We start from the raw sequence: 19,247 nt of genomic DNA, 5'->3' as shown, positions 1-19,247 counted from the left end.
TACTGGACGCAAATTGGCTGTGACGCCTGAAGTGTGGCACAGGCGCGCGCTGTGGCAGTTCCTGCCGCTTGCGGCGGGATTTTTGGTGCTTGTGGCTATCAGCGCCGGCTCGGTGCTGCTGGTCTACAAATCCAGGGACGACAGCGCCGCGGTGGTGCATACCATTGAGGTCGAGAACCAGACCAACGCGCTGTTGCTGGAAATCCGCCGCGCGGAAAGCTCCGCGCGTGGCTATCTCCTGACCTCGGCGCAGGACTTCCTCGGCGATCATCAGGAAGCCGTGGCAGCGATCCACCCCGAACTCGACAAGCTGGAATGGCTGACCCAGGACAACCCGGTCCAGCGCGAAAACGTGCGCAAGCTCCGCTCCGCGATCGAAATGCGGGTCAGCCAGTTCGCGCGGGAGATGGACTCGGTCAAGGCCGGCAATCCGGCCGCCGCCGCGGAGCTGGTGCGCGAGGCGGCCGCGGGCAATACGACGGCGACCATCCGTGACATCGCCAATGCGATGCTCACCGAGGAAAATCGGCTGTTTGCGATGCGCAGCGCCAGCGCGGAGCAGAGTCAGCGCCTCGCCTCGACGGTGACGATTGCGGGTTCGGCGCTCGTGATCGCGCTTGCCGGCATCTCCATGATGCTGCTGCGTCGCTCGGCACGCGCACGCGACGAAGCGGAAGCGATGCTGCGCGACGCCAACCTCAATCTCGAAGCAACCGTCGATGAGCGCACGGCGGACTTGCGGGAAGCCAACAACGAGATTCAACGCTTCGCCTATATCGTCAGCCACGACTTGCGCTCGCCGCTGGTCAACATCATGGGCTTCACCAGCGAGCTGGAAGAGCTGCGCCACGACATTTTCAAGCGCATCGCCTCGCTCGGCCGCGCCGTCGCGTCCGCGCAAGCGCCGGTCGTCTCGATCGAGACCGAGCCGGTGCTCGATGGCGTCGACCTGAAACTGTCGCAGGAGTTTTCGGAGGCACTCGCCTTTATCAAATCGTCGATCGCCAAGATGGACCGCTTGATCTCGGCCATCCTCAACCTGACCCGCGAGGGTCGGCGCCAATTCGAGCCGGTGCCCATCGACATGCGCCAGCTCATCGAGAGCATCGTCGCGACGCTGGCGCATCAGGCGGCCGAGGCCGATGCGACCGTTGATATCGGGAACCTGCCGAATCTGGTCAGCGATCGCCTCGCGCTGGAACAGATTTTTTCCAATCTGATCGACAATGCGATCAAATATCTGAGACCCGGCGTTCCCGGCGAGATCTCGGTAAAAGGGCGAACCAAGCTCGGCTTTGCCATCTTCGAGGTCACCGACAACGGCCGCGGCATTGATCAGAAAGATCACCAACGCATATTCGATCTGTTCCGCCGGGCGGGAACCCAGGACAAGCCCGGCCAGGGCATCGGGCTTGCGCATGTCCGCGCACTCGTGCGACGGCTTGGAGGAACGATGTCGGTCGCATCGGAACTTAACAGCGGCAGCACCTTCACGATCACGCTCCCCTTGAAGTGGAACGCAACAAATCGAAAGCAGGACGCATGACGACGCCCGTCACCATTATCATGATCGAGGACGATGAAGGCCACGCCCGCCTGATCGAGCGGAACATTCGCCGTTCCGGCGTGAACAACGAGATCATCCCGTTCAGCAACGGTACAGACGCGCTCAACTATCTGTTCGGCCGTGACGGCAGCGGTGCCGCACATAGGGGGCGGGCATTCCTGATCCTGCTCGACCTCAATCTGCCCGACACGACAGGGATCGAGATCCTGCGGCAGCTCAAGGAAAACAAGTATCTGAAGAGCGCCCCTGTCGTGGTCCTGACCACCACCGACGACTCCCAGGAGATCAAGCGGTGCTACGAGCTGGGTTGCAACGTCTACATCACCAAGCCGGTCAACTACGAGAGCTTTGCGAACGCCATTCGCCAGCTCGGTCTGTTCTTTTCCGTGATTCAGGTACCCCCCGCCACGACATGACCGCTGAAATGCCGACGCTGCTCTATATCGACGACGACGACGCCTTGGCGCGCCTGGTCCAGCGCGGCTTGACGCGACTCGGCGGCTTCAAGGTGCTGCATGCGAAGAGCGGAGCGGACGGCCTTGAGCGGATCACGGCCGGTGGTGTCGATGTGGTCGCCCTCGACCAGTACATGCCGGGCCTCGACGGGCTCGAGACGCTGGAGCGTATCCTGGAAATTCCCGATGCGCCGCCGGTCGTGTTCGTCACCGCCTCGCAGGATTCCAGCATTGCCGTCACCGCGCTCAAGGCCGGCGCCGCCGACTACCTGGTCAAGGACGTCCAGGGCGATTTCATCCCGCTGTTGCAGGTCGCTGCCGACGGCGCGCTGAAACAGGCGCGCCTGCAGAAGGCGCGTGACGAGGCCGAGGCCGAAGTGCACGCCTCGCGCGACCGCTTTGCCGCGCTCGCCGCCGAGCGCGAGGTGTTGTTGCGCGAGGTCAATCATCGCGTCGGCAACAGTCTGCAGATCATCGCTTCGCTTCTGCATCTTCAGGCCAATTCCGCGACCCAGGACGACGTCAAGGCAGCGCTCACCAACGCCATGGGCCGCGTTGCCGCGGTCGCGCAGGTGCATCGCCGTCTCTACACCTCTCATGATTTGAAGAGCGTGGTGCTCAACCAATATCTGGAGTCGCTGCTCGATGACCTCAGGCGCTCCGCCGAAGGCAACCGGATGTCGCGATTGACGCTCAAGTCCGAGCCGATCGAGATCGATCCCGACAGGGCGGTTGCGATCGGCATCATTGTCAATGAGCTGGTGATGAACGCGGTGAAATACGCCTATCCTGATGGTTCGGGGCCTATTCACGTCGACCTGCGGGCTGCAGGCGACGAGCTCGTGCTGTCGATCGCGGACGAAGGCGTGGGCGACAGCGCGCCCGCCGACCCGCGCTCGACCGGCATGGGACAGCGCATCGTCAGCGCCATGGCCGCCAAGCTCGAGGCGAGCGTTGCGCGCGATCCGGATCATGTCGGCACCAAGATCGTGCTCCGCTTCCCGCGCGCCAAGACCTCGGCCGCCAAATCCGCCAGCGCCGCCGCAGGCTGAAGCTCCTCGGTTGCGACGGCAGCCGGCAACAGCCATCGCGCGGGTGCGTTTGCCCTGCTATGCTCGGGTCCATGACCTCCCGCGACTCCGCCTCATCCGAAATCACGCCCGAAGTGCTGTTGCGCGCCTATGCCTGCGGCATCTTCCCGATGGCCGAGAGCGCCGACGATCCGAGCCTGTTCTGGGTCGAGCCGGAGATGCGCGGCATTATCCCGCTCGACGGATTCCGGATCGCATCGCGGCTGGTGCGCACGGTACGCTCGGACGTCTTCACGGTCAGGGTCAACACGGCCTTCAAAGCCGTGATCGCGGGCTGCGCGGCGCCCCAGGAAGGCCGCGAAGATACCTGGATCAACAAGCGCATCCGCGATCTTTATCTCGGACTGCACGAAGTCGGGCACTGCCACAGCGTCGAGACCTGGCAGGGTGACGACCTGGTCGGCGGGCTCTATGGGGTGAGCCTCGGCCGTGCCTTTTTCGGCGAGAGCATGTTCCACCGCGCCCGCGATGCTTCGAAGGTCGCGCTGGTGCACCTTGTCGCCCGGCTGATCGCCGGCGGTTTCGAACTGCTCGACACGCAATACGTGACCGAACATCTGAAGACCTTTGGCGCGATGGAGATCCCGCGCCGGCGCTACACCGCCCTGCTCGACAAGGCCCTGCACGGGCCTCCCGGGGATTTTGAGCGACTGCCGGTCGACCGGCCGATCCCGGGTACAGAGGCCCTCGCGATCATCGCGGCGCGAGGGTAGTCGGGCCGTCCCTTCACGGGTCATTCCGGGGCGATGCGAAGCATCGAACCCGGAATCTTAAGATTCCGGACTCGCCTCGGAGCCTATACCGGGCCGGGCCTCGCGCGGACCCGTTGGAGGGGCCGCGGAATGATGGCGAATTACCTGAAAATCCCAAACAGCCCGCCCGATTGCGGCGGGGGCGGAGGCGGCGGCTGTTGCTGGGTCTGCTGCTGCGGGGGCGGAGCTGGTGGCGGTGGCGCAGGACGGGGCGGTTTCGGCCCTGGCTGGCGCTTCTGCTGCGCGACCGGCGATGGCGCGGGTTTCGGCTGATCGGCCGCTGGCGCGGCGCTGACCACGGTCGTCTCCGGTTCCTTACAATCGGTCAGCCAAATATCGTAGACCGGATGCTCGACCGCGTGCAGGCCCGGGCTTGACGCAAACATCCAGCCCGAAAAGATCCGCTTCACCTCGCCTTGCAGCGTGATCTCGTCGACCTCGACAAAGGCATCCGTGTTGGCGGACTCGGTCGCGGGCCGAGTATAGCAGGCATCCGTCTTCACCCGCAGCGCACCGAACTGGACGGTTTCGCCGATCGCCTCGTCGAAATCGATGATGCGGCCGGTGATCTTGTCGAGCCCAGCAAAGCTTGCCTTCTTGTTGACGATCTTCTGGGCCGGCGGCTCGGTGACCACCTCGTCACCGGGCTGCAGCGTCGCGGGCGGCTGCGGCACGCCCTTGGGCTGGCGTTGCCCCGGCGCTAAGCCCGGCAACGCCGGATTGGTGCCCGGCGGCACATTGGCCTGCTGCTGGCCGGGCTGCGGGGGCGCCACCGCTATACCTGGCGAGACGTTTTGCGGAACGACGCTCGTGCCCGGCACGGGTGCGAGCGGCTGGGATTGCACCGGGCCCGGCAAGGCGGCGCCTTGCCCCGGCATCGGGCGGTTGGGCGCCGGCAACACCCGCCCGCCCTGCGGCAGTTCAGGCACCTCTTCCTCGTCATCGGGCGGCGGGGGCTGTTCGCCACGGCGGGGAACGCTGCCCGGCGGCCGCGGTGGCGGATCGGAAAAAATCGTGCCGATCTGCGCGCGCGCCGGCGGCGCAAGCGAAGTCCCTGCAGCGGCAAAAAGAGCCGCAAAACTGGCCAAGACGATGGTTCGAAGCATCTCGCGCGGCTTTAGCTAAGGCGAATCGGGCTCCAAGTCATTGTACAGATGTACAAGATCAACCGCCGCTCGCAGGCGCTCCGGTTAACACGCCGAATACGGCGGGGAAAGGGCCGTTCCCGGATCCCGGCCCTCCTGACAGGCGGTCATTTCCGGTGGGATACTGCTGCGGGGCCCGCGAGAAACCTTGCCGGCGCAATCGCGTTGACGGCGCGCGAGCGCGGCGCCCTGGCGCTGGCCGGCAAAGTCTCGCTCCCTTGATTCGACCTATCGCCATTTCCCGGGTGCTTCAGGATGGGCAAATTCCTCCAGCGGGCTAATGTGGTTGCGCGCGCGATCGGCGCCTGGCTGAGAACGCTCGGCTAAGCCCGCGCGTCCTTCTTCTCTGGATTGGCTTCGCGTGGAAACCTCAGCCTCGATCGAGATCGCAAAGCACACGCTTCTGAGCTGCGGACTGATCCTTGCGATCGGCACGATCGGCGGTTTCCTGGCGCAGCGCATTCGGATTCCGGACGTCGCGATCTTCCTGCTTGCGGGGATCGCGATCGGCCCGCATGGGCTCACGCTGATCGACATTTCCGCGGCTTCGGCGCTGAACCAGACCATCCTGCTGTTCGGCGCAAGCTACATCCTGTTCGACGGCGGAGCGGCGCTGCGCCTCGACGTATTGAAGCAGGTCTGGATCACCATCGTCGTCCTAGCGACGGTCGGCGTCCTGATCACCGCTGTTATCACCGGGCTTGCGGCTTATCTCGTGTTCGGGATGCCGCCGGTGCTCGCGTTGCTCCTCGGTGCAACCATCTCATCAACCGATCCGGCGACCTTGGTGCCGATCTTCCGGCAGATCCGAATCCGCGATCGCGTCGCGCAAACTGTGATGAGCGAATCCGCCTTCAACGACGCCATGGCCGCGATCCTCACCTTTTACGTGCTGGCGTTTGCGACGAGCAGCGGCGCCTTTTCGCTCGGCGGCGCCATATTCGATCTGCTCAAACAGGCTGCGGTCGGCCTCCTCGCCGGGATCGCGCTTGGCTATCTCGCGGCGCTCCTGATCGCGCATGAGCGCTGGGCGGTGCTTGCCGAATATGCGCCGGTCGTCACCCTGGTCGCCGTGATCGGCGCCTATTTTGCTGCGAGCGGCCTGCAGGCATCCGGCTTCATGGCGGTGTTCGTGTTCGGCATCGTGCTCGGCAACAAGGAGGCGCTCGGCTTTCGGATGGAGCCGGACGAGGCGCAGAAGCTCAACGAATTTGTCCTGACCACCGCCTTCATCATGCGCCTGTTCATCTTCATGCTGCTCGGTGCACAGCTTGATTTCAGCGAGATGGCGCACCACTGGCAGGGTGGTGTGGCGGTCGCTTTGGTGCTGATGTTCGTGGCGCGCCCCATCACCGTCTTTCTCTGCGCCCTGCCCGACCGCCGCGCGCGCTGGACGATGGCCGAACTCCTCTTGATGTGCTGGAGCCGCGAGACCGGCGTGATCCCGGCGGCGCTCGCCGGCCTCCTGCTCGGAAGCCGAGCTCCCGCCGCCCATCTGATCGCTTCAGTCACCTTCATCATCATCGTGATGACGATCCTGATCCAGGCGCCGACAACGGAGTGGCTGGGCCGCAAACTCGGGCTGCTGGAGAAGGGCTAGTCGGCAGCTCGCGATGATGTAACGTCCCGCAAAGCAGGACGGCCCCGGAGCAACTTGGAACGCCGGGGCCGTCGCCAATGTCGAACGTCCAAGTTCGACATCGAGGACGCTAGCGGACACCCGGGATGTTCCAAAATCACGAGCGCGCGATGCCATGACAACGCTGGCAAAACTCCTGGCCCAGAAACAGCAGCTCTTGGACCGGCTGCAGGCGGATCCGGGTCCCCACGAGCGCGAGGAGATCGAACGCCTTCTCGCTGAGATCGACGAGGCGCTCAGGCTTCTGGACGAGGCCCGTCCAGGCACGTCGGGCGAGGAAGAATGACTGCCACGGCAGTGCCGGAAACAAGCCCGCCGATCTTTCGCTATGGCAGGACCGCCGCGCCCTTTTCGAGGCCCTGCCCGGCGCGAAGGTCAGCCACAATGGCTGCCCATCTTTTGATCATGCCGGAGCAGGAATGAAAATTGTTAGGTAATGAAATTCCCGAATCCAATATTTCTCTGCTCATCGCCCAGGACAACACGTAACTCCCGCCGTCCAAGACGGTCGAGCGCGGCGTGCCGACGAGGGAGATGCAGGCCGTCAGGCCAAGCCTGTTGCCGTTTCCCGACGTTCCTGCGAGATAGGCCCTATACGCGTGCAAGGCGGGTTGCCGTCAAGCCTGCGAAAGCCGATCGAAACGTTCAATCAATAGATTGAGACAAAACCTCAAGTCAGGTGACGGCCAGGGCGACCTTCCGGCGCTCCCCTTCCCCCGACGAAAGAGCTTTGCGCTGGAAGATCATGACAAGCGGCCGATCATCGGTGGACGAAGGGTGCGGACCTGTTCTGGACGGTGAGAGTGCCTCGGTTTCCGCCCTGCTGCCGAGCTTTGGGTTCACCGCCGAGCAGATGGGAGCGGACGAGAATATTTCGGCGTGGCGAGAGGCCGTGGCGACGCTGTTCGACGTCGACGAATTGGCGTCCGGCGAACCGGACAAGTTTCGTGCCGATCTCCGCTCCTATGCCATGGGGCCTGTCCTCCTTGGCCTCGCCCGCGCCAGCGGTCAGCGCTTCCGGCGCACGCCCGAGACCATCGCCCGCAGCGGCGTCGATCACATCATTCTGCAGCTCTACGTGAAAGGCGGCTATGACGGCCGGGCGGCCGATTTGCCGATCCGTGTCAGGGCGGGCGATATTTGCGTGCTCGACCTTGCGCAGACGCTCGAGACGCGGGCGACGGTCTTCGAAAACCTCACCCTCGTTGTGCCACGCCCCATGTTCGACGCCCACCTGATCAAGGTCGAGGACCTGCATGGCCTGGTGCTGCCGGGCGAAGGAGCACTCGCTCGCCTCATGGGGAGACATCTGGCGGCTCTATTCGAATATGCGCCGCGTATGACCCTCGACGAATGCCAATCGGTCGTGGAAGGCACAGTTTCGTTCCTCGTCGCCTGCCTCAGGGGCGAACTGCAACGCCGCGATGCCGATCGCACAGGGGCGGCGGAAGCCTCGCTGTTCCGAGTCCGCCAATACATCGAGGCACGGCTTGCCGATGCCGACCTGACGGCCAATTCGGTGGCGGCGCATTTCGGCTTGTCACGGGCCGCACTCTACCGCCTGTTCATGCCGGTCGGCGGCGTCGCCGACTATATTCGCAGCCGCCGTCTGCATCGCGCATTCTTCGATCTGGCCGCACCACGTCGCGGCCAACACGAATTAGTGAAGTCGCCCGGCGCTGGCAGCTCGGCAGCGATGCCCACTTCACGCGGTTGTTCAAGGCAGCCTACGGCATCACGCCGAGCGCCGCGCGCGAAGCGGCACTGCTCGGGACGACTACGCTAAACGGTCCCGGTCGCGCAGACGCCGAGGCATCGACCATCACGCGCTGGATGCGGGACATGGCTCCGCCGCAAGCCACGGATTAGAGCATGATCCGGAAAAGTGTGAAGCGGTTTTCCGAAAAGATCATGCTCAAACAAGGATCTAAAGCGCGATGGCGTTTCGAGCTAATCCCATCGCGCTTTAGAATTTTGCCGAAGGATCAGGGCTGAAGCATGTTTTCCTTGGCCGCCCGCCGCAGCGATTGTGGCGGCTGGCCGAACGCGCGGATGAACGCACGGCGCATGCGTTCGGGATCGCGGAACCCCGTGACTTCGGCGACGCGCTCGATCGCTTCGCTCGAGGATTGCACGCGCGAGCGCGCCACCTCGATGCGCAAGCGCTCGATCGCTTTCGAGGGCGTGGTGCCTGTCTCCGCGATGAAAGCGCGGGTGAAATGCCGCGAGCTCATGCCGGCGCGTTCGGCGAGATCCTCCACCGTCAGCCTTTGGTCGAGATGCTCGCGCGCCCAGGTGAGCAGCGCACCGAAACGCCCGGTCGGCGCCTTCAATTCCAACAGCGAGGAAAACTGCGACTGCCCGCCGCTGCGGCGATGATAGAGCACGAGCTGGCGCGCGGTCTTCTGCACGACCTCCTCGCCGAAATCCTCACCCGCCATCGCGAGCGCGAGATCGATGCCGGCACTGATGCCGGCCGAGCTCCAGATATTGCCGTCGCGGACGAAGATCTGGTCGGGCTCGAGCTTCACCTTCGGATAGGCGGCCAGGAACTGGCGGGTGCGTCGCCAATGCGTGGTGGCGCGCTTGCCGTCGAGCAGGCCGGTTTCGGCAAGAATGAAGGCGCCTGAGCAGACGCTGGCGACGCGGATGCCGCGTTTCGCCACCGCACGCACGAATTGCAGCGTGCACTTGCTGGTTGAGGCAGCATCGACGCCCTCGCCCCCGGCGATGATCAAGGTCGTGAGCGCGGAAGGTGCGCCGAATTTGCGCGGCAGCATCTCGACGCCGGATGAAGACCGCACCGGCCCCGGCTTTGCGGCGATGAGCTTGATCGGAACGGGCGCCTTGGCGAAGCGGCCTGCGATCTCGAACACCGAAATCGGCCCCGCAGCATCGAGCAACTGGAAATCGGGAAAGATCAATATGCCGATCATCTGCGCGCTCGTGTCTTAAAATGAGGGAACTTAGCCATTTCAGACGAAAACGCACCATGGCACGCTGTTGCCGTCAAGCGCAATCTTCGAGGAGGTCCTTGCGATGTCCGCTCCCTTACAAATCGGTCTTTTGCTGTTTCCAAAGCTCACCCAACTCGACCTCACCGGCCCCGTGCAGGTGTTCGCCGGCATTCCCAACGCGAAGCTGCATCTGGTCTGGAAACGCATCGAGCCGATCACCAGCGACTCCGTGCTGACGCTGACGCCGACGACAACATTTGCGGACTGTCCGCCACTCGACGTGATCTGCGTGCCCGGCGGCGCCGGCGCGGATGACATGGTCAATGACGAGGAGGTGCTGGCGTTCCTGCGCAAGCAGGCGGAGCACGCCCGGTTCATCACCTCGGTTTGCACGGGATCGCTGGTGCTCGGCGCCGCCGGGCTATTGTCCGGCTACCGCGCCGCGACACACTGGTCGGCGCGCGAGCATCTTGCCGCGTTCGGGGCGATCCCGAGCACGGAGCGCGTCTGCGTCGACCGCAACCGCATCACCGGCGGCGGCGTCACCGCAGGGATCGATTTTGCGCTGACGCTGGTCGCGCATCTCGTCGATCGCCGGATCGCGGAAGTGATCCAACTGCGCATGGAGTATAACCCGGCCCCGCCGTTCAATGCGGGATCGCCGGACACGGCGCCGTCCGAGGTGCTCGCGCTGGTCAATGAACGTATTGCGCCGTTCAAGGCGCGCCGGGCCGAAGCGGTTGCACGCGCGGCTGCGCGGTTCTCGGCGCACGCCGCGGGGGCGTGAAGCCGCGACGCCAAAAGAAGACGCCCAAAGAAAAAGGCCGCCCGGTTTCCCAGGCGGCCTTTCCTTCTTACGGTGGACGCACATTGGCGGGCGATTTCAGGACCTCGTTCGCCGGGGGCCTATCTCCCAGCCCAGTCCTACTCGGCATCCGCTGCTGCAATCGGGGCAGTCGCGATCCTGGCACCCGAACCGACGCGATGGTCTCCCATCTCCGTAAGATGGGTGTATTGAGCCACAACCACGCGTAGAGCACAATGCGTGCCTACACGCTGTCCCCGCTGTTACCGTTGTTCACAGGCCACCGCGCGCAATAACGCTTGCGCGCTGCACCATGCGCGACGGAATTCTTCGAAAAAAGGGGGTCCCGGCGGACCTGGCCTAGCTACCCGGCGTCCACGGCACGTAGTCGCCGGTCGCCTTGGGTCGCTTGCCGCTGGCGAGCGTCGAGCCGGACGGCCGATAGGCGAAGGGCGTGCCGGTCAGGTTCGGCACGTGCGGCTTTTCCCACTCGCGCGGCTTGTAGTCGATCTCGGTCGGCGGGGTGTCGACGACGTGATGCAACCAGCCGTGCCATGACGGCGGAACGCGGCTGGCTTCCGCGAGCCCGTTGTATATCACCCAGCGGCGCTCGAAATGCAGAACCGGATCGATCTTGCCGCCGCGGGTGCGGTAATAGCGGTTGCCCTGCTCGTCCTGGCCCACTAGTTCGCCAAACCGCCAGGTCCAGAGTTGCGTGCCGAAGGTCTGGCCATTCCACCAGGTGAAGAATTTCAGCAGGAATTGTTTCATGCGGCGGGCAACCTCTTGATTTGCCGCTGTTTGCCATCCGAAGGCCGGATTGTCCAGTCGAAGGGGGCGAGCCAACGCCTGGATCAACTATTTGCGATGCTTGATTCGGCTCAACATGTCGCATGCCCGCCAGGGAACATTAACGCCGACGGACAATTAATGCACATCACGTCGCGCCTCACCTCAATGGAGTTCCGATCATGCGTAAATTCACCCTTTTGAGCGCCTCAACGGCCCTCGCGCTGTCCCTTGCCTTAGCAAGCCCAGGCCTCGCCCAGAGCAAGTTTGGTGGCAGTGGCGGCGGCGGTCACGTGGGCGGCGGCGGTATCGGCGGTGGCGGTGGCGCCCGCATCGGTGGCGGCGGCGGGATGGCCGGCGGTGGCGCCCACTTTGCTGGCGGTGGGGGCGGCGGTTTTACCGGCGGCCGCGTGGGCGGCAGCTATGCTGCGATGGGCGGATCGAAATTCGGCCCCGGCGCCGGTGCGGTTGCAACCGCTCCCGGCGCCGGCGGTGGCTGGCGCGGCGGCGCGACGGCCTGGAACGGCGGCCCGCGCGGCTGGCACGGTGGCGGATGGCATCACCGCGGCTGGTGGCCGGGCGCGGCCTTTGCGGCCGGCGCGGCCCTGGGTAGCTACGCCTATTACGGCGGACCGTATTACGACGATGACTATTATTACGGCGATTACGGCCCCGATTACTACGAATCGGGCGTGACGGTCGCAACTCCGGTCGGCGGCGATGCGACCTACTGCGCGCAGCGCTATCGGTCGTACGATCCGGCGAGCGGCACCTATCTCGGCTATGACGGCCTGCGGCACCCCTGCCCGTAGTTGAGATTCCGAATGAAATCTTGAGAAGCGGCGCCTTCGGGCGCCGTTCTTTTTGCCTCAACTGCGCGTTGCCAGCGCCACCGCGGCGAGCGTGAGCACGAGCGCGCCGATCTGACCCGCCCCGAGCGGCTCATGCAGCGCGAGGGCCGAGGCGAGCACGCCGATCACGGGCACCGCCATGGTGCCGATCGCCGCGATCGAGGCCGGCAGCCGCGTCAGTGCCGCGAACCAGCTCACATAGGCGATGCAGAACTGCACCACGGTGGAATAGAACAACAGCGCCCAGCCGACCGGCGTGACCGCGGCCCAATGCGTGGTTTCGATCGCAAGCCCCACCAGCGCGACCGGCAGGCAGCCGATTCCGATCTGCCAGGCGGCGGCAGGAATCGGCGGCAGCTTGATCGGCCAACGCTTGGCGAGCACCGTGCCGATCGCAAAGCCGATCGAGCCGCACAGCGCCATGATGATTCCCGGCAGTTTTGCCAGGCTTGCGTTGAAGCCGTTGCCGCCCATGATCGCCGCGAGCCCGGCGAACGCCATCACCAGCGCGATGCCGCGGAGCAGGGTCGGCCGCTCCCCGAGCACCGGCCAGGCGAGCGCGGCGGCCCAGACCGGCATGGTGTAGGCGATCAGCGCCGCTTCGCTCGCCGGCAGCCAGAGCAGCGCGAGCCCCATCAGCACCATCCAGCCGGTGACGTTGAGGAGGCCGGCCACCACCAGCCGCGGCCAAAGGTGAATCGGAACATGCAGGCTCTGCCCGCGCATCAGCGCGAGCACGGCCAGAAGCGCCGCGCCGACCACGCCCGTGGTGCCGCGCAGCGTCAGCGGCGGCAGCTCGGAGAGCAGGAGTTTGGTCGCGGGCCAGTTGAAGCCCCAGCCGATCGAGGTGATCGCGAGGAACGCAAGCCCGGCGGGCGCAATCCGCGCCCGCGCCGCCTTTGGCGCTGATTCTGTCATGGAAGAGAAGCTAAGGTCGAGGAATCGGGGCGGGACTTTGCCGCCCCTGCCGGCCTTCCGCCACACGCTCGCGGACATGCCAGCCAAGACCTGCCCGTGGCCTTACGTTTGAGTCTCACAAACGCAAGCCCTTGTGCCCCACGAAATCTCCCCCTGTGTAAAGGGCGGGCAACGCCCGGGCGGGACCCTTGGGGATATTTTTTAGCTTGGCGAATCCTGTTGGACTCACTGATACTTGCGGCCATCACAGGTGCGGCATTGACCCCTGTTATCCCCCCGCTTTCCACCACATTTAGTGTTTGATTCAGAAAGTCGCACTAGTCCTTGACGGGCGCAACGGAGCGTCCTAGCCTCCAATCCGTTCGGCGCGAGTGTGTTTTGGGTCCCCGCCGGTCGCTCCCACAAGGGTTCCAGAATGACCACTCCGTCCGCCGGTTGAGGCAACGGGTGAAGGGCTCGTCTGCCCTGAATCTTGGGGACATCCGGGGCGCTAGAACGAGGCCGAAACGGCCCGAGAAGCGTATCGCGTGGAGCGTTGGGGCGTTGAACGCATGGCCCGAGATTCCGGGGTGGGATCTCAAAGGGACGTGCCGGGTGCGGGATCGATCCTGATCGATCGCGCGCCTTGAGAGGCGGGCCGGAAACTCACCGGCTTGAGCATGCGAAACGAACGACCGCGGGAGAACAGCCTCGCGGTTTGGGAGGTTCGCGTAAGGTTTAAAAAACTGAACCGGCCGCCGGTCGGCGGTCCGGTCAAAGAGAAGACGGGGCACGACAATGCGAATCGAACGTCGCCACACCAAAGCAGGCGAGTCACCTTACGCGCGGATCGATTTCCGCCTCACGACCTCCGAGATCAAGAATCCGGACGGATCGGTGGTGTTTCGCCTGGATAATGTCGAGGTGCCCGCCTTCTGGTCGCAGGTCGCCTCCGACGTGCTCGCGCAGAAATATTTCCGTAAAGCAGGCGTCGCCGCGCGCCTGAAAAGGGTCGAGGAGGAGACCGTGCCCTCCTGGCTCTGGCGCTCGGTGCCGGATAGCGAGGCGCTTGCCACGCTGCCCGAGAATGAGCGCTTCGTCAGCGAGCTCTCGGCGAAACAGGTGTTCGACCGCCTCGCCGGCTGCTGGACCTATTGGGGCTGGAAGGGCGGCTATTTCTCCAGCGAAGACGACGCGCAGGCCTTCTTCGACGAGCTGCGCTACATGCTCGCCATGCAGATGGTGGCGCCGAACTCGCCGCAATGGTTCAACACCGGCCTGCACTGGGCCTATGGCGTCGACGGCCCCGGCCAGGGCCACTATTACGTCGACCACAAGACCGGCAAGCTGACCAAGTCCAAGTCGGCCTACGAGCATCCGCAGCCGCATGCCTGCTTCATCCAGGGCATCGAGGACGACCTCGTCAACGAGGGCGGCATCATGGACCTGTGGGTGCGCGAGGCGCGCCTGTTCAAATACGGCTCCGGCACCGGCTCGAACTTCTCCAAGCTGCGCGGCGAAGGCGAGAAGCTCTCCGGCGGCGGCCGTTCCTCCGGCCTGATGAGCTTCCTCAAGATCGGCGACCGCGCGGCCGGCGCGATCAAGTCCGGTGGCACCACGCGCCGCGCGGCCAAGATGGTCGTGGTCGACGTCGATCACCCCGACATCGAGACCTATATCGACTGGAAGGTGAAGGAGGAGCAGAAGGTCGCCGCCCTCGTGACCGGCTCCAAGATCAACCAGAAGCACCTCAAAGCCGTGATGAAGGCCTGCGTGAATTGCGAAGGCTCCGGCGATGATTGCTTCGATCCCGAGAAGAACCCTGCCCTGCGCCGCGAAATCAAGCTCGCGCGCCGCGCGCTGGTCCCCGACAACTACATCAAGCGGGTGATCCAGTTTGCGAGGCAAGGCTACAAGGACATCCAGTTCGACACCTATGATACCGACTGGGACAGCGAGGCTTACCTCACCGTATCAGGGCAGAACTCCAACAATTCGGTGTCGCTGAAGGACGACTTCCTGCGCGCGGTCGAGACCGACGGCGACTGGAGCCTGATCGGTCGCACCAACAAGAAGGTGACCAAGACGCTGAAGGCGCGCGATCTCTGGGAGAAGATCGGCTACGCCGCCTGGGCGTCCGCCGATCCGGGATTGCACTTCAACACCACGATGAACGACTGGCACACCTGCAAGGCATCAGGCGACATCCGCGCGTCCAATCCCTGCTCGGAATACATGTTCCTGGACGACACCGCCTGTAACCTCGCCTCCGCCAACCTGCTCACCTTCTATAATACGGACACCAAGCGCTTCGACGTCGGCTCCTACGAGCATCTCTGCCGGCTCTGGACGCTGGTGCTCGAGATCTCGGTGCTGATGGCGCAATTCCCGTCCAAGGCGATCGCGGAGCTGTCTTACGAATTCCGCACGCTGGGCCTCGGCTTTGCCAATATCGGCGGCCTGCTCATGACCATGGGCCTGCCCTATGACTCCAAGGAAGGCCGCTCGCTCTGCGGCGCGCTGACCGCAATCATGACCGGCATTGCCTACAAGACCTCGGCCGAGATGGCGGGCGAGCTCGGCACCTTCCCGGGCTACAAGAAGAACGCGGCCCACATGCTCCGGGTGATCCGCAATCACCGCCGCGCCGCGCACGGCAATTCCGCCGGCTACGAAGCGCTGTCGGTCAATCCGGTGCCGCTCGATCACGCCTCCTGCCCGCAAGCCGACCTGATCGCCCATGCGAAGGCGGCCTGGGACGATGCGCTCTCCCTCGGCGAGCAGAACGGCTATCGCAACGCGCAGGTGACCGTGATCGCGCCGACGGGGACGATCGGCCTCGTCATGGATTGCGACACCACCGGCATCGAGCCCGACTTCGCGCTGGTGAAGTTCAAGAAGCTCGCCGGCGGCGGCTACTTCAAGATCATCAACCGCGCCGTGCCGGAAGCGCTGCGCGCGCTCGGCTATCGCGAAAGCGAGATCGCGGAGATCGAAGCCTATGCCGTCGGCCACGGCTCGCTGGCGAATGCCCCCGGCATCAACGTCACCACGTTGAAGGCCAAGGGCTTCACCGATGAGGCGATTGCCAAGGTCGAAAAGGCGCTGCCGACCGCCTTCGACATCAAGTTCGCCTTCAACAAGTGGACCTTCGGCGAAGACTTCATTCGCGACCAGCTCGGCATCGCGGCGGAGGCGATCGCCGCGCCGAATTTCGACCTGCTCGCGAGCCTTGGCTTCACCAAGCGCGAGATCGAGGCGGCGAATGTGCACATCTGCGGCGCCATGACGGTGGAAGGTGCCCCGCACCTGAAGCCCGAGCACTATCCGGTGTTCGACTGCGCCAATCCCTGCGGCAAGATCGGCAAGCGCTATCTGTCGGTGGAAAGCCACATCCGCATGATGGCGGCGGCGCAGCCCTTCATCTCGGGGGCTATCTCCAAGACCATCAACATGCCGAACGACGCCACGGTCGAGGACTGCAAGGCAGCCTATATGCTGTCCTGGAAGCTGGCGCTGAAGGCCAACGCGCTCTACCGCGACGGCTCGAAACTGTCGCAGCCGCTCAACTCGCAGCTCATCAGCGACGATGAGGACGAGGACGATGCGGTGGAGGCGCTCTACGAGAAGCCGATGGCGGCGCGCGCCGCGCAGGTCTCGGAGAAGATCGTCGAGAAGCTGGTCGAGCGCATCGTCGTCATGCGCGAGCGCGAGAAGATGCCTGATCGCCGCAAGGGCTACACCCAGAAGGCGGTGGTCGGCGGCCACAAGGTCTATTTGCGCACCGGCGAATATGACGACGGGCGCCTGGGCGAGATCTTCATCGACATGCACAAGGAAGGCGCGGCGCTCCGCTCCTTCATCAACAACTTCGCCATCGCGGTCTCGCTCGGCCTGCAATATGGCGTACCGCTGGAGGAATATGTCGACGCCTTCACCTTCACCCGCTTCGAGCCGGCGGGGCCCGTCCAGGGCAACGACTCCATCAAGTACGCGACCTCGATCCTCGACTATGTCTTCCGCGAGCTCGCGGTGAGCTATCTCTCACGCTTCGACCTCGCCCATGTCGATCCCAACGAGACCGGCTTCGACGCGCTCGGCAAGGGCGTCGAAGAAGGCAAGACCCCTGATGACAGCGGCGCAGCCACCCAGGCGGCGAAATATCTGTCGCGCGGCCTCACCCGCTCCCGCACGGACAACCTCGTGGTGATGCGCGGGGGCGGTAACGCTCCCTCGCAGGCCGAGGGAGCGGGATCAAACAAAGTCACTGCCCTCTCCTCCCACGGCGCAGGCAACCGCGTCGGCGACACCCTCGAAGGCGCCGTCGCGCTGAAGCAGGAATCCCAGCACGACCTGTCTCCAACGGAGAAGCTGGAAGCCCTGCAATGGAGCAAGCCGGGCACGGCGGCAACCACCACCCACGTCGCCACCAAAGCCGAACGTCGCGCCGAGGCGAAAGCCAAGGGCTACGAAGGCGAGATGTGCTCGGAGTGCGGGAATTTCACGCTGGTGCGGAATGGCACCTGCATGAAGTGCGATACGTGTGGGGCGACGACGGGGTGTTCGTGAAAAACAAGCACTAGTAGCAGCAGCCAACTAGTACTATTTCTTCGCGCGACTCAAGCAACGGCGTCCTGGGGCGCCGTTGTTTAGTAGGCCCACATCGAAACCAACAACTCGCAAGAAGTCGACGCGCAAATTAGTATGAGCCGAGCCGAACGTGATCTTTATCCTGGATACAGCCACGAAGACAGATGCGTGTGCGCAGGCTGTTTCGAAGATGACGATCTTAAAGGCTTCATCCGAGACAATGCGACGAAACACCAATGCTCATTCTGTGGAAGCCGATCCAAATCTGCTCCGCTGGAAGAGATTGCAGATTTCATCGAAGGTCGCATGCTGGAGTTCTATGGGAAGGCTGTTGAGCAGCTTCCGTACGAAAGCCGAGAGGGCGGCTACCAAGGTTGGCACACCGACACAGATGATTTGCTCTTTGGACAGATCGGCCTAGAACTTCCCAAGGACCGTGACGGCAAGCTCGCCCAGGCGCTCCTCGACCTAATTGGTGACGACGAGTGGTGTGAATACGACTGGCTGACCCTAGACTTCGATCAAAGCTTGAAATTTGGTTGGTTGAACTTCTGTACCGAGGTAAAACACGCTCGGCGCTTCTTTTTTCATAAGCTTGGCGGCGAAGACAGTGGTCATCCCGACGATAGATCGTTCTTCACGCTCTTGTCCGACATAGCCAAGCTGGCTGACGATCTTGGGCTTATAAAGGATATTCCTGGCGGATATTCTCTTTTTCGCGCGCGCCCCAGAGGGAGCGCGGATGTTAAATACGAGACAGCAAAAGAATTAGGACCTCCACCTGAGGAATACGCGACGCAATCTAATAGAATGAACCCGCCTGGGATTCCAATGTTTTACGGCGCGGAGACCGCCGCATTGGCGGTTGCAGAGATACGTAATACGCTATTCTCTCTAGGAACCTTCAAAACGAACCGAAGCATCCGAATCCTTGACCTTGCAGCCTTGCCCAAATTACCCGGCTTTTTTTCAAAAGCGAGCCAACGGGAAAGATTAGGCCTTTCATTTCTTCACGAGTTCTCAAATTTAATAAGTGAACCTGTCGCACGCGACGATCGAACACACGTGGAATATATTCCGACGCAAGTTTATACGGAATTTCTCCGAGACTTCAGGTTTGAGGGAGGACCTCTTGACGGTATCCGATACAAGAGTGCGACCCGCCATGCCGGCGCGAACGTCGTCTTGTTCGCGACGACGGAACACGTGCATGACTCGAAGGCTCCTCGTGATCCAGGACGTTGGCTACGTTTAGCTTCTGTGAAACATTCGTGAATTGAGATCGCAGGACCATAGGCCACAGTTCGCAGGGCGCATTTAACGAAAGCAACCGTAGCCCGCATGATCGCAGCGACGTCCGGGTTTCGTATGAGCTTCCCGGATATCGCTTCGCTCACCCGAGCCACTGGCTAAACTTCGTGGATGACTAGGTCCTCAGGTGCCTGATTTCCAGCTTCGAGCCGTTTAGCCCTTCCGCATCTTGCGCGGGCTCCGATGCCGAGGGCGATAGGGTGGATTAGCTAAAACGTAATCCGCCATTCCACCCGACGGATCGGCGGGTTACGCTGCGCTAATCCGCCGCTAGTTGATCGGCCGGTTCGAGATCGCAGGTTGGGATTCCAATCTTCCGGTCTCGATCAAATGTTCCACGTCCTCGACCGCACTCGCGCGGGACTCCCCATACTTGCCTTCACCTCTTAACGACCGGC

General features: G+C 63.5%; 14 protein-coding genes and 1 pseudogene. 11 read left to right on the top strand and 4 right to left on the bottom strand.

Annotated features, from left to right (window positions below; translation table 11 throughout):
* The first annotated feature begins 19 nt into the window (after positions 1–19).
* From P6U23_RS19515 to aat, 4 genes are all read left to right on the top strand, one after another.
* Complete coding sequence (locus P6U23_RS19515; protein ID WP_407181520.1) at positions 20–1,546, top strand: sensor histidine kinase; 1,527 nt, start codon at positions 20–22, stop codon at positions 1,544–1,546.
* Entirely contained in the window at positions 1,543–1,983 is a 441-nt protein-coding gene (locus P6U23_RS19510) for a response regulator (protein ID WP_407181302.1), read from the top strand. The genes P6U23_RS19515 and P6U23_RS19510 overlap by 4 nt, the downstream gene beginning before the upstream one ends.
* Positions 1,980–3,074 (top strand): sensor histidine kinase, encoded by a 1,095-nt coding sequence (locus P6U23_RS19505; protein ID WP_407181301.1) that lies wholly within the window; start codon positions 1,980–1,982, stop codon positions 3,072–3,074. Before P6U23_RS19510 ends, P6U23_RS19505 begins: the two co-directional genes overlap by 4 nt.
* A 71-nt stretch (positions 3,075–3,145) precedes the next feature.
* Positions 3,146–3,826, top strand: a complete 681-nt coding sequence (aat, locus tag P6U23_RS19500; protein WP_407181300.1) for a leucyl/phenylalanyl-tRNA--protein transferase — start codon at positions 3,146–3,148, stop codon at positions 3,824–3,826.
* Between the two features lie 140 nt (positions 3,827–3,966).
* Here the strand turns inward: aat and P6U23_RS19495 are convergent, their stop codons facing one another.
* On the bottom strand, positions 3,967–4,971 hold the full coding sequence (locus P6U23_RS19495; protein ID WP_407181299.1) for a DUF2155 domain-containing protein: 1,005 nt from the start codon (positions 4,969–4,971) through the stop codon (positions 3,967–3,969).
* A 400-nt stretch (positions 4,972–5,371) separates the two neighbouring features.
* Between P6U23_RS19495 and P6U23_RS19490 the strand changes: the two genes are divergently transcribed.
* From P6U23_RS19490 to P6U23_RS19480, 3 genes and pseudogenes are all read left to right on the top strand, one after another.
* Entirely contained in the window at positions 5,372–6,610 is a 1,239-nt protein-coding gene (locus P6U23_RS19490; RefSeq protein WP_407181298.1) for a cation:proton antiporter, read from the top strand.
* 154 nt (positions 6,611–6,764) lie between these two features.
* Positions 6,765–6,935 (top strand): hypothetical protein, encoded by a 171-nt coding sequence (locus P6U23_RS19485; RefSeq protein WP_407181297.1) that lies wholly within the window; start codon positions 6,765–6,767, stop codon positions 6,933–6,935.
* Positions 6,936–7,394: 459 nt separating this feature from the next.
* Positions 7,395–8,518, top strand: a pseudogene (locus P6U23_RS19480) (helix-turn-helix domain-containing protein).
* 116 nt (positions 8,519–8,634) lie between these two features.
* Here the strand turns inward: P6U23_RS19480 and P6U23_RS19475 are convergent.
* Positions 8,635–9,585 carry a GlxA family transcriptional regulator gene (locus P6U23_RS19475; protein ID WP_407181295.1) on the bottom strand — a complete coding sequence of 317 codons (951 nt, stop codon included), beginning with the start codon at positions 9,583–9,585 and terminating at the stop codon, positions 8,635–8,637.
* A gap of 103 nt (positions 9,586–9,688) precedes the next feature.
* Between P6U23_RS19475 and P6U23_RS19470 the strand changes: the two genes are divergently transcribed.
* Positions 9,689–10,393, top strand: coding sequence for a DJ-1/PfpI family protein (locus P6U23_RS19470; protein WP_407181294.1), 705 nt, complete (start codon positions 9,689–9,691; stop codon positions 10,391–10,393).
* Between the two features lie 378 nt (positions 10,394–10,771).
* Here P6U23_RS19470 and P6U23_RS19465 read toward each other — a convergent pair whose 3' ends face one another.
* Complete coding sequence (locus P6U23_RS19465) at positions 10,772–11,182, bottom strand: NADH:ubiquinone oxidoreductase subunit NDUFA12 (protein WP_024510169.1); 411 nt, start codon at positions 11,180–11,182, stop codon at positions 10,772–10,774.
* Positions 11,183–11,382: 200 nt separating this feature from the next.
* Between P6U23_RS19465 and P6U23_RS19460 the strand changes: the two genes are divergently transcribed.
* On the top strand, positions 11,383–12,012 hold the full coding sequence (locus tag P6U23_RS19460; protein ID WP_407181293.1) for a BA14K family protein: 630 nt from the start codon (positions 11,383–11,385) through the stop codon (positions 12,010–12,012).
* 57 nt (positions 12,013–12,069) lie between these two features.
* On the opposite strand, the gene P6U23_RS19455 is transcribed toward P6U23_RS19460, so the two are convergent.
* Positions 12,070–12,969 carry a DMT family transporter gene (locus tag P6U23_RS19455; protein WP_407181292.1) on the bottom strand — a complete coding sequence of 300 codons (900 nt, stop codon included), beginning with the start codon at positions 12,967–12,969 and terminating at the stop codon, positions 12,070–12,072.
* Positions 12,970–13,746: 777 nt separating this feature from the next.
* Here P6U23_RS19455 and P6U23_RS19450 point away from each other — a divergent pair.
* A complete protein-coding gene (locus P6U23_RS19450; protein ID WP_407181291.1) occupies positions 13,747–17,517 on the top strand; it encodes a vitamin B12-dependent ribonucleotide reductase in 3,771 nt (1,256 codons plus the stop codon).
* 135 nt (positions 17,518–17,652) lie between these two features.
* Positions 17,653–18,813: a HEPN-associated N-terminal domain-containing protein gene (locus tag P6U23_RS19445; RefSeq protein WP_407181290.1), complete on the top strand. Its 1,161-nt coding sequence runs from the start codon at positions 17,653–17,655 to the stop codon at positions 18,811–18,813.
* The last annotated feature ends 434 nt before the right edge of the window (positions 18,814–19,247 follow it).

Origin of the sequence: Bradyrhizobium sp. STM 3562 (assembly GCF_045571435.1) — a bacterium.
Lineage (GTDB): Bacteria > Pseudomonadota > Alphaproteobacteria > Rhizobiales > Xanthobacteraceae > Bradyrhizobium.
The sequence above is the reverse complement of the archived record's forward strand: the minus strand, read 5'-3'. Positions and strand labels throughout refer to the sequence as shown.

Bases quoted from the DNA above. Each gene is read 5' to 3' on its own strand.
- P6U23_RS19510 (WP_407181302.1), top strand. From the start codon at position 1,543: ATGACGACGCCCGTCACCATTATCATGATCGAGGACGATGAAGGCCAC.
- P6U23_RS19505 (WP_407181301.1), top strand. From the start codon at position 1,980: ATGACCGCTGAAATGCCGACGCTGCTCTATATCGACGACGACGACGCC.
- aat (WP_407181300.1), top strand. From the start codon at position 3,146: ATGACCTCCCGCGACTCCGCCTCATCCGAAATCACGCCCGAAGTGCTG.
- P6U23_RS19495 (WP_407181299.1), bottom strand. From the start codon at position 4,971: ATGCTTCGAACCATCGTCTTGGCCAGTTTTGCGGCTCTTTTTGCCGCT.
- P6U23_RS19485 (WP_407181297.1), top strand. From the start codon at position 6,765: ATGACAACGCTGGCAAAACTCCTGGCCCAGAAACAGCAGCTCTTGGAC.
- P6U23_RS19475 (WP_407181295.1), bottom strand. From the start codon at position 9,585: ATGATCGGCATATTGATCTTTCCCGATTTCCAGTTGCTCGATGCTGCG.
- P6U23_RS19470 (WP_407181294.1), top strand. From the start codon at position 9,689: ATGTCCGCTCCCTTACAAATCGGTCTTTTGCTGTTTCCAAAGCTCACC.
- P6U23_RS19465 (WP_024510169.1), bottom strand. From the start codon at position 11,182: ATGAAACAATTCCTGCTGAAATTCTTCACCTGGTGGAATGGCCAGACC.
- P6U23_RS19460 (WP_407181293.1), top strand. From the start codon at position 11,383: ATGCGTAAATTCACCCTTTTGAGCGCCTCAACGGCCCTCGCGCTGTCC.
- P6U23_RS19455 (WP_407181292.1), bottom strand. From the start codon at position 12,969: ATGACAGAATCAGCGCCAAAGGCGGCGCGGGCGCGGATTGCGCCCGCC.
- P6U23_RS19450 (WP_407181291.1), top strand. From the start codon at position 13,747: ATGCGAATCGAACGTCGCCACACCAAAGCAGGCGAGTCACCTTACGCG.
- P6U23_RS19445 (WP_407181290.1), top strand. From the start codon at position 17,653: ATGAGCCGAGCCGAACGTGATCTTTATCCTGGATACAGCCACGAAGAC.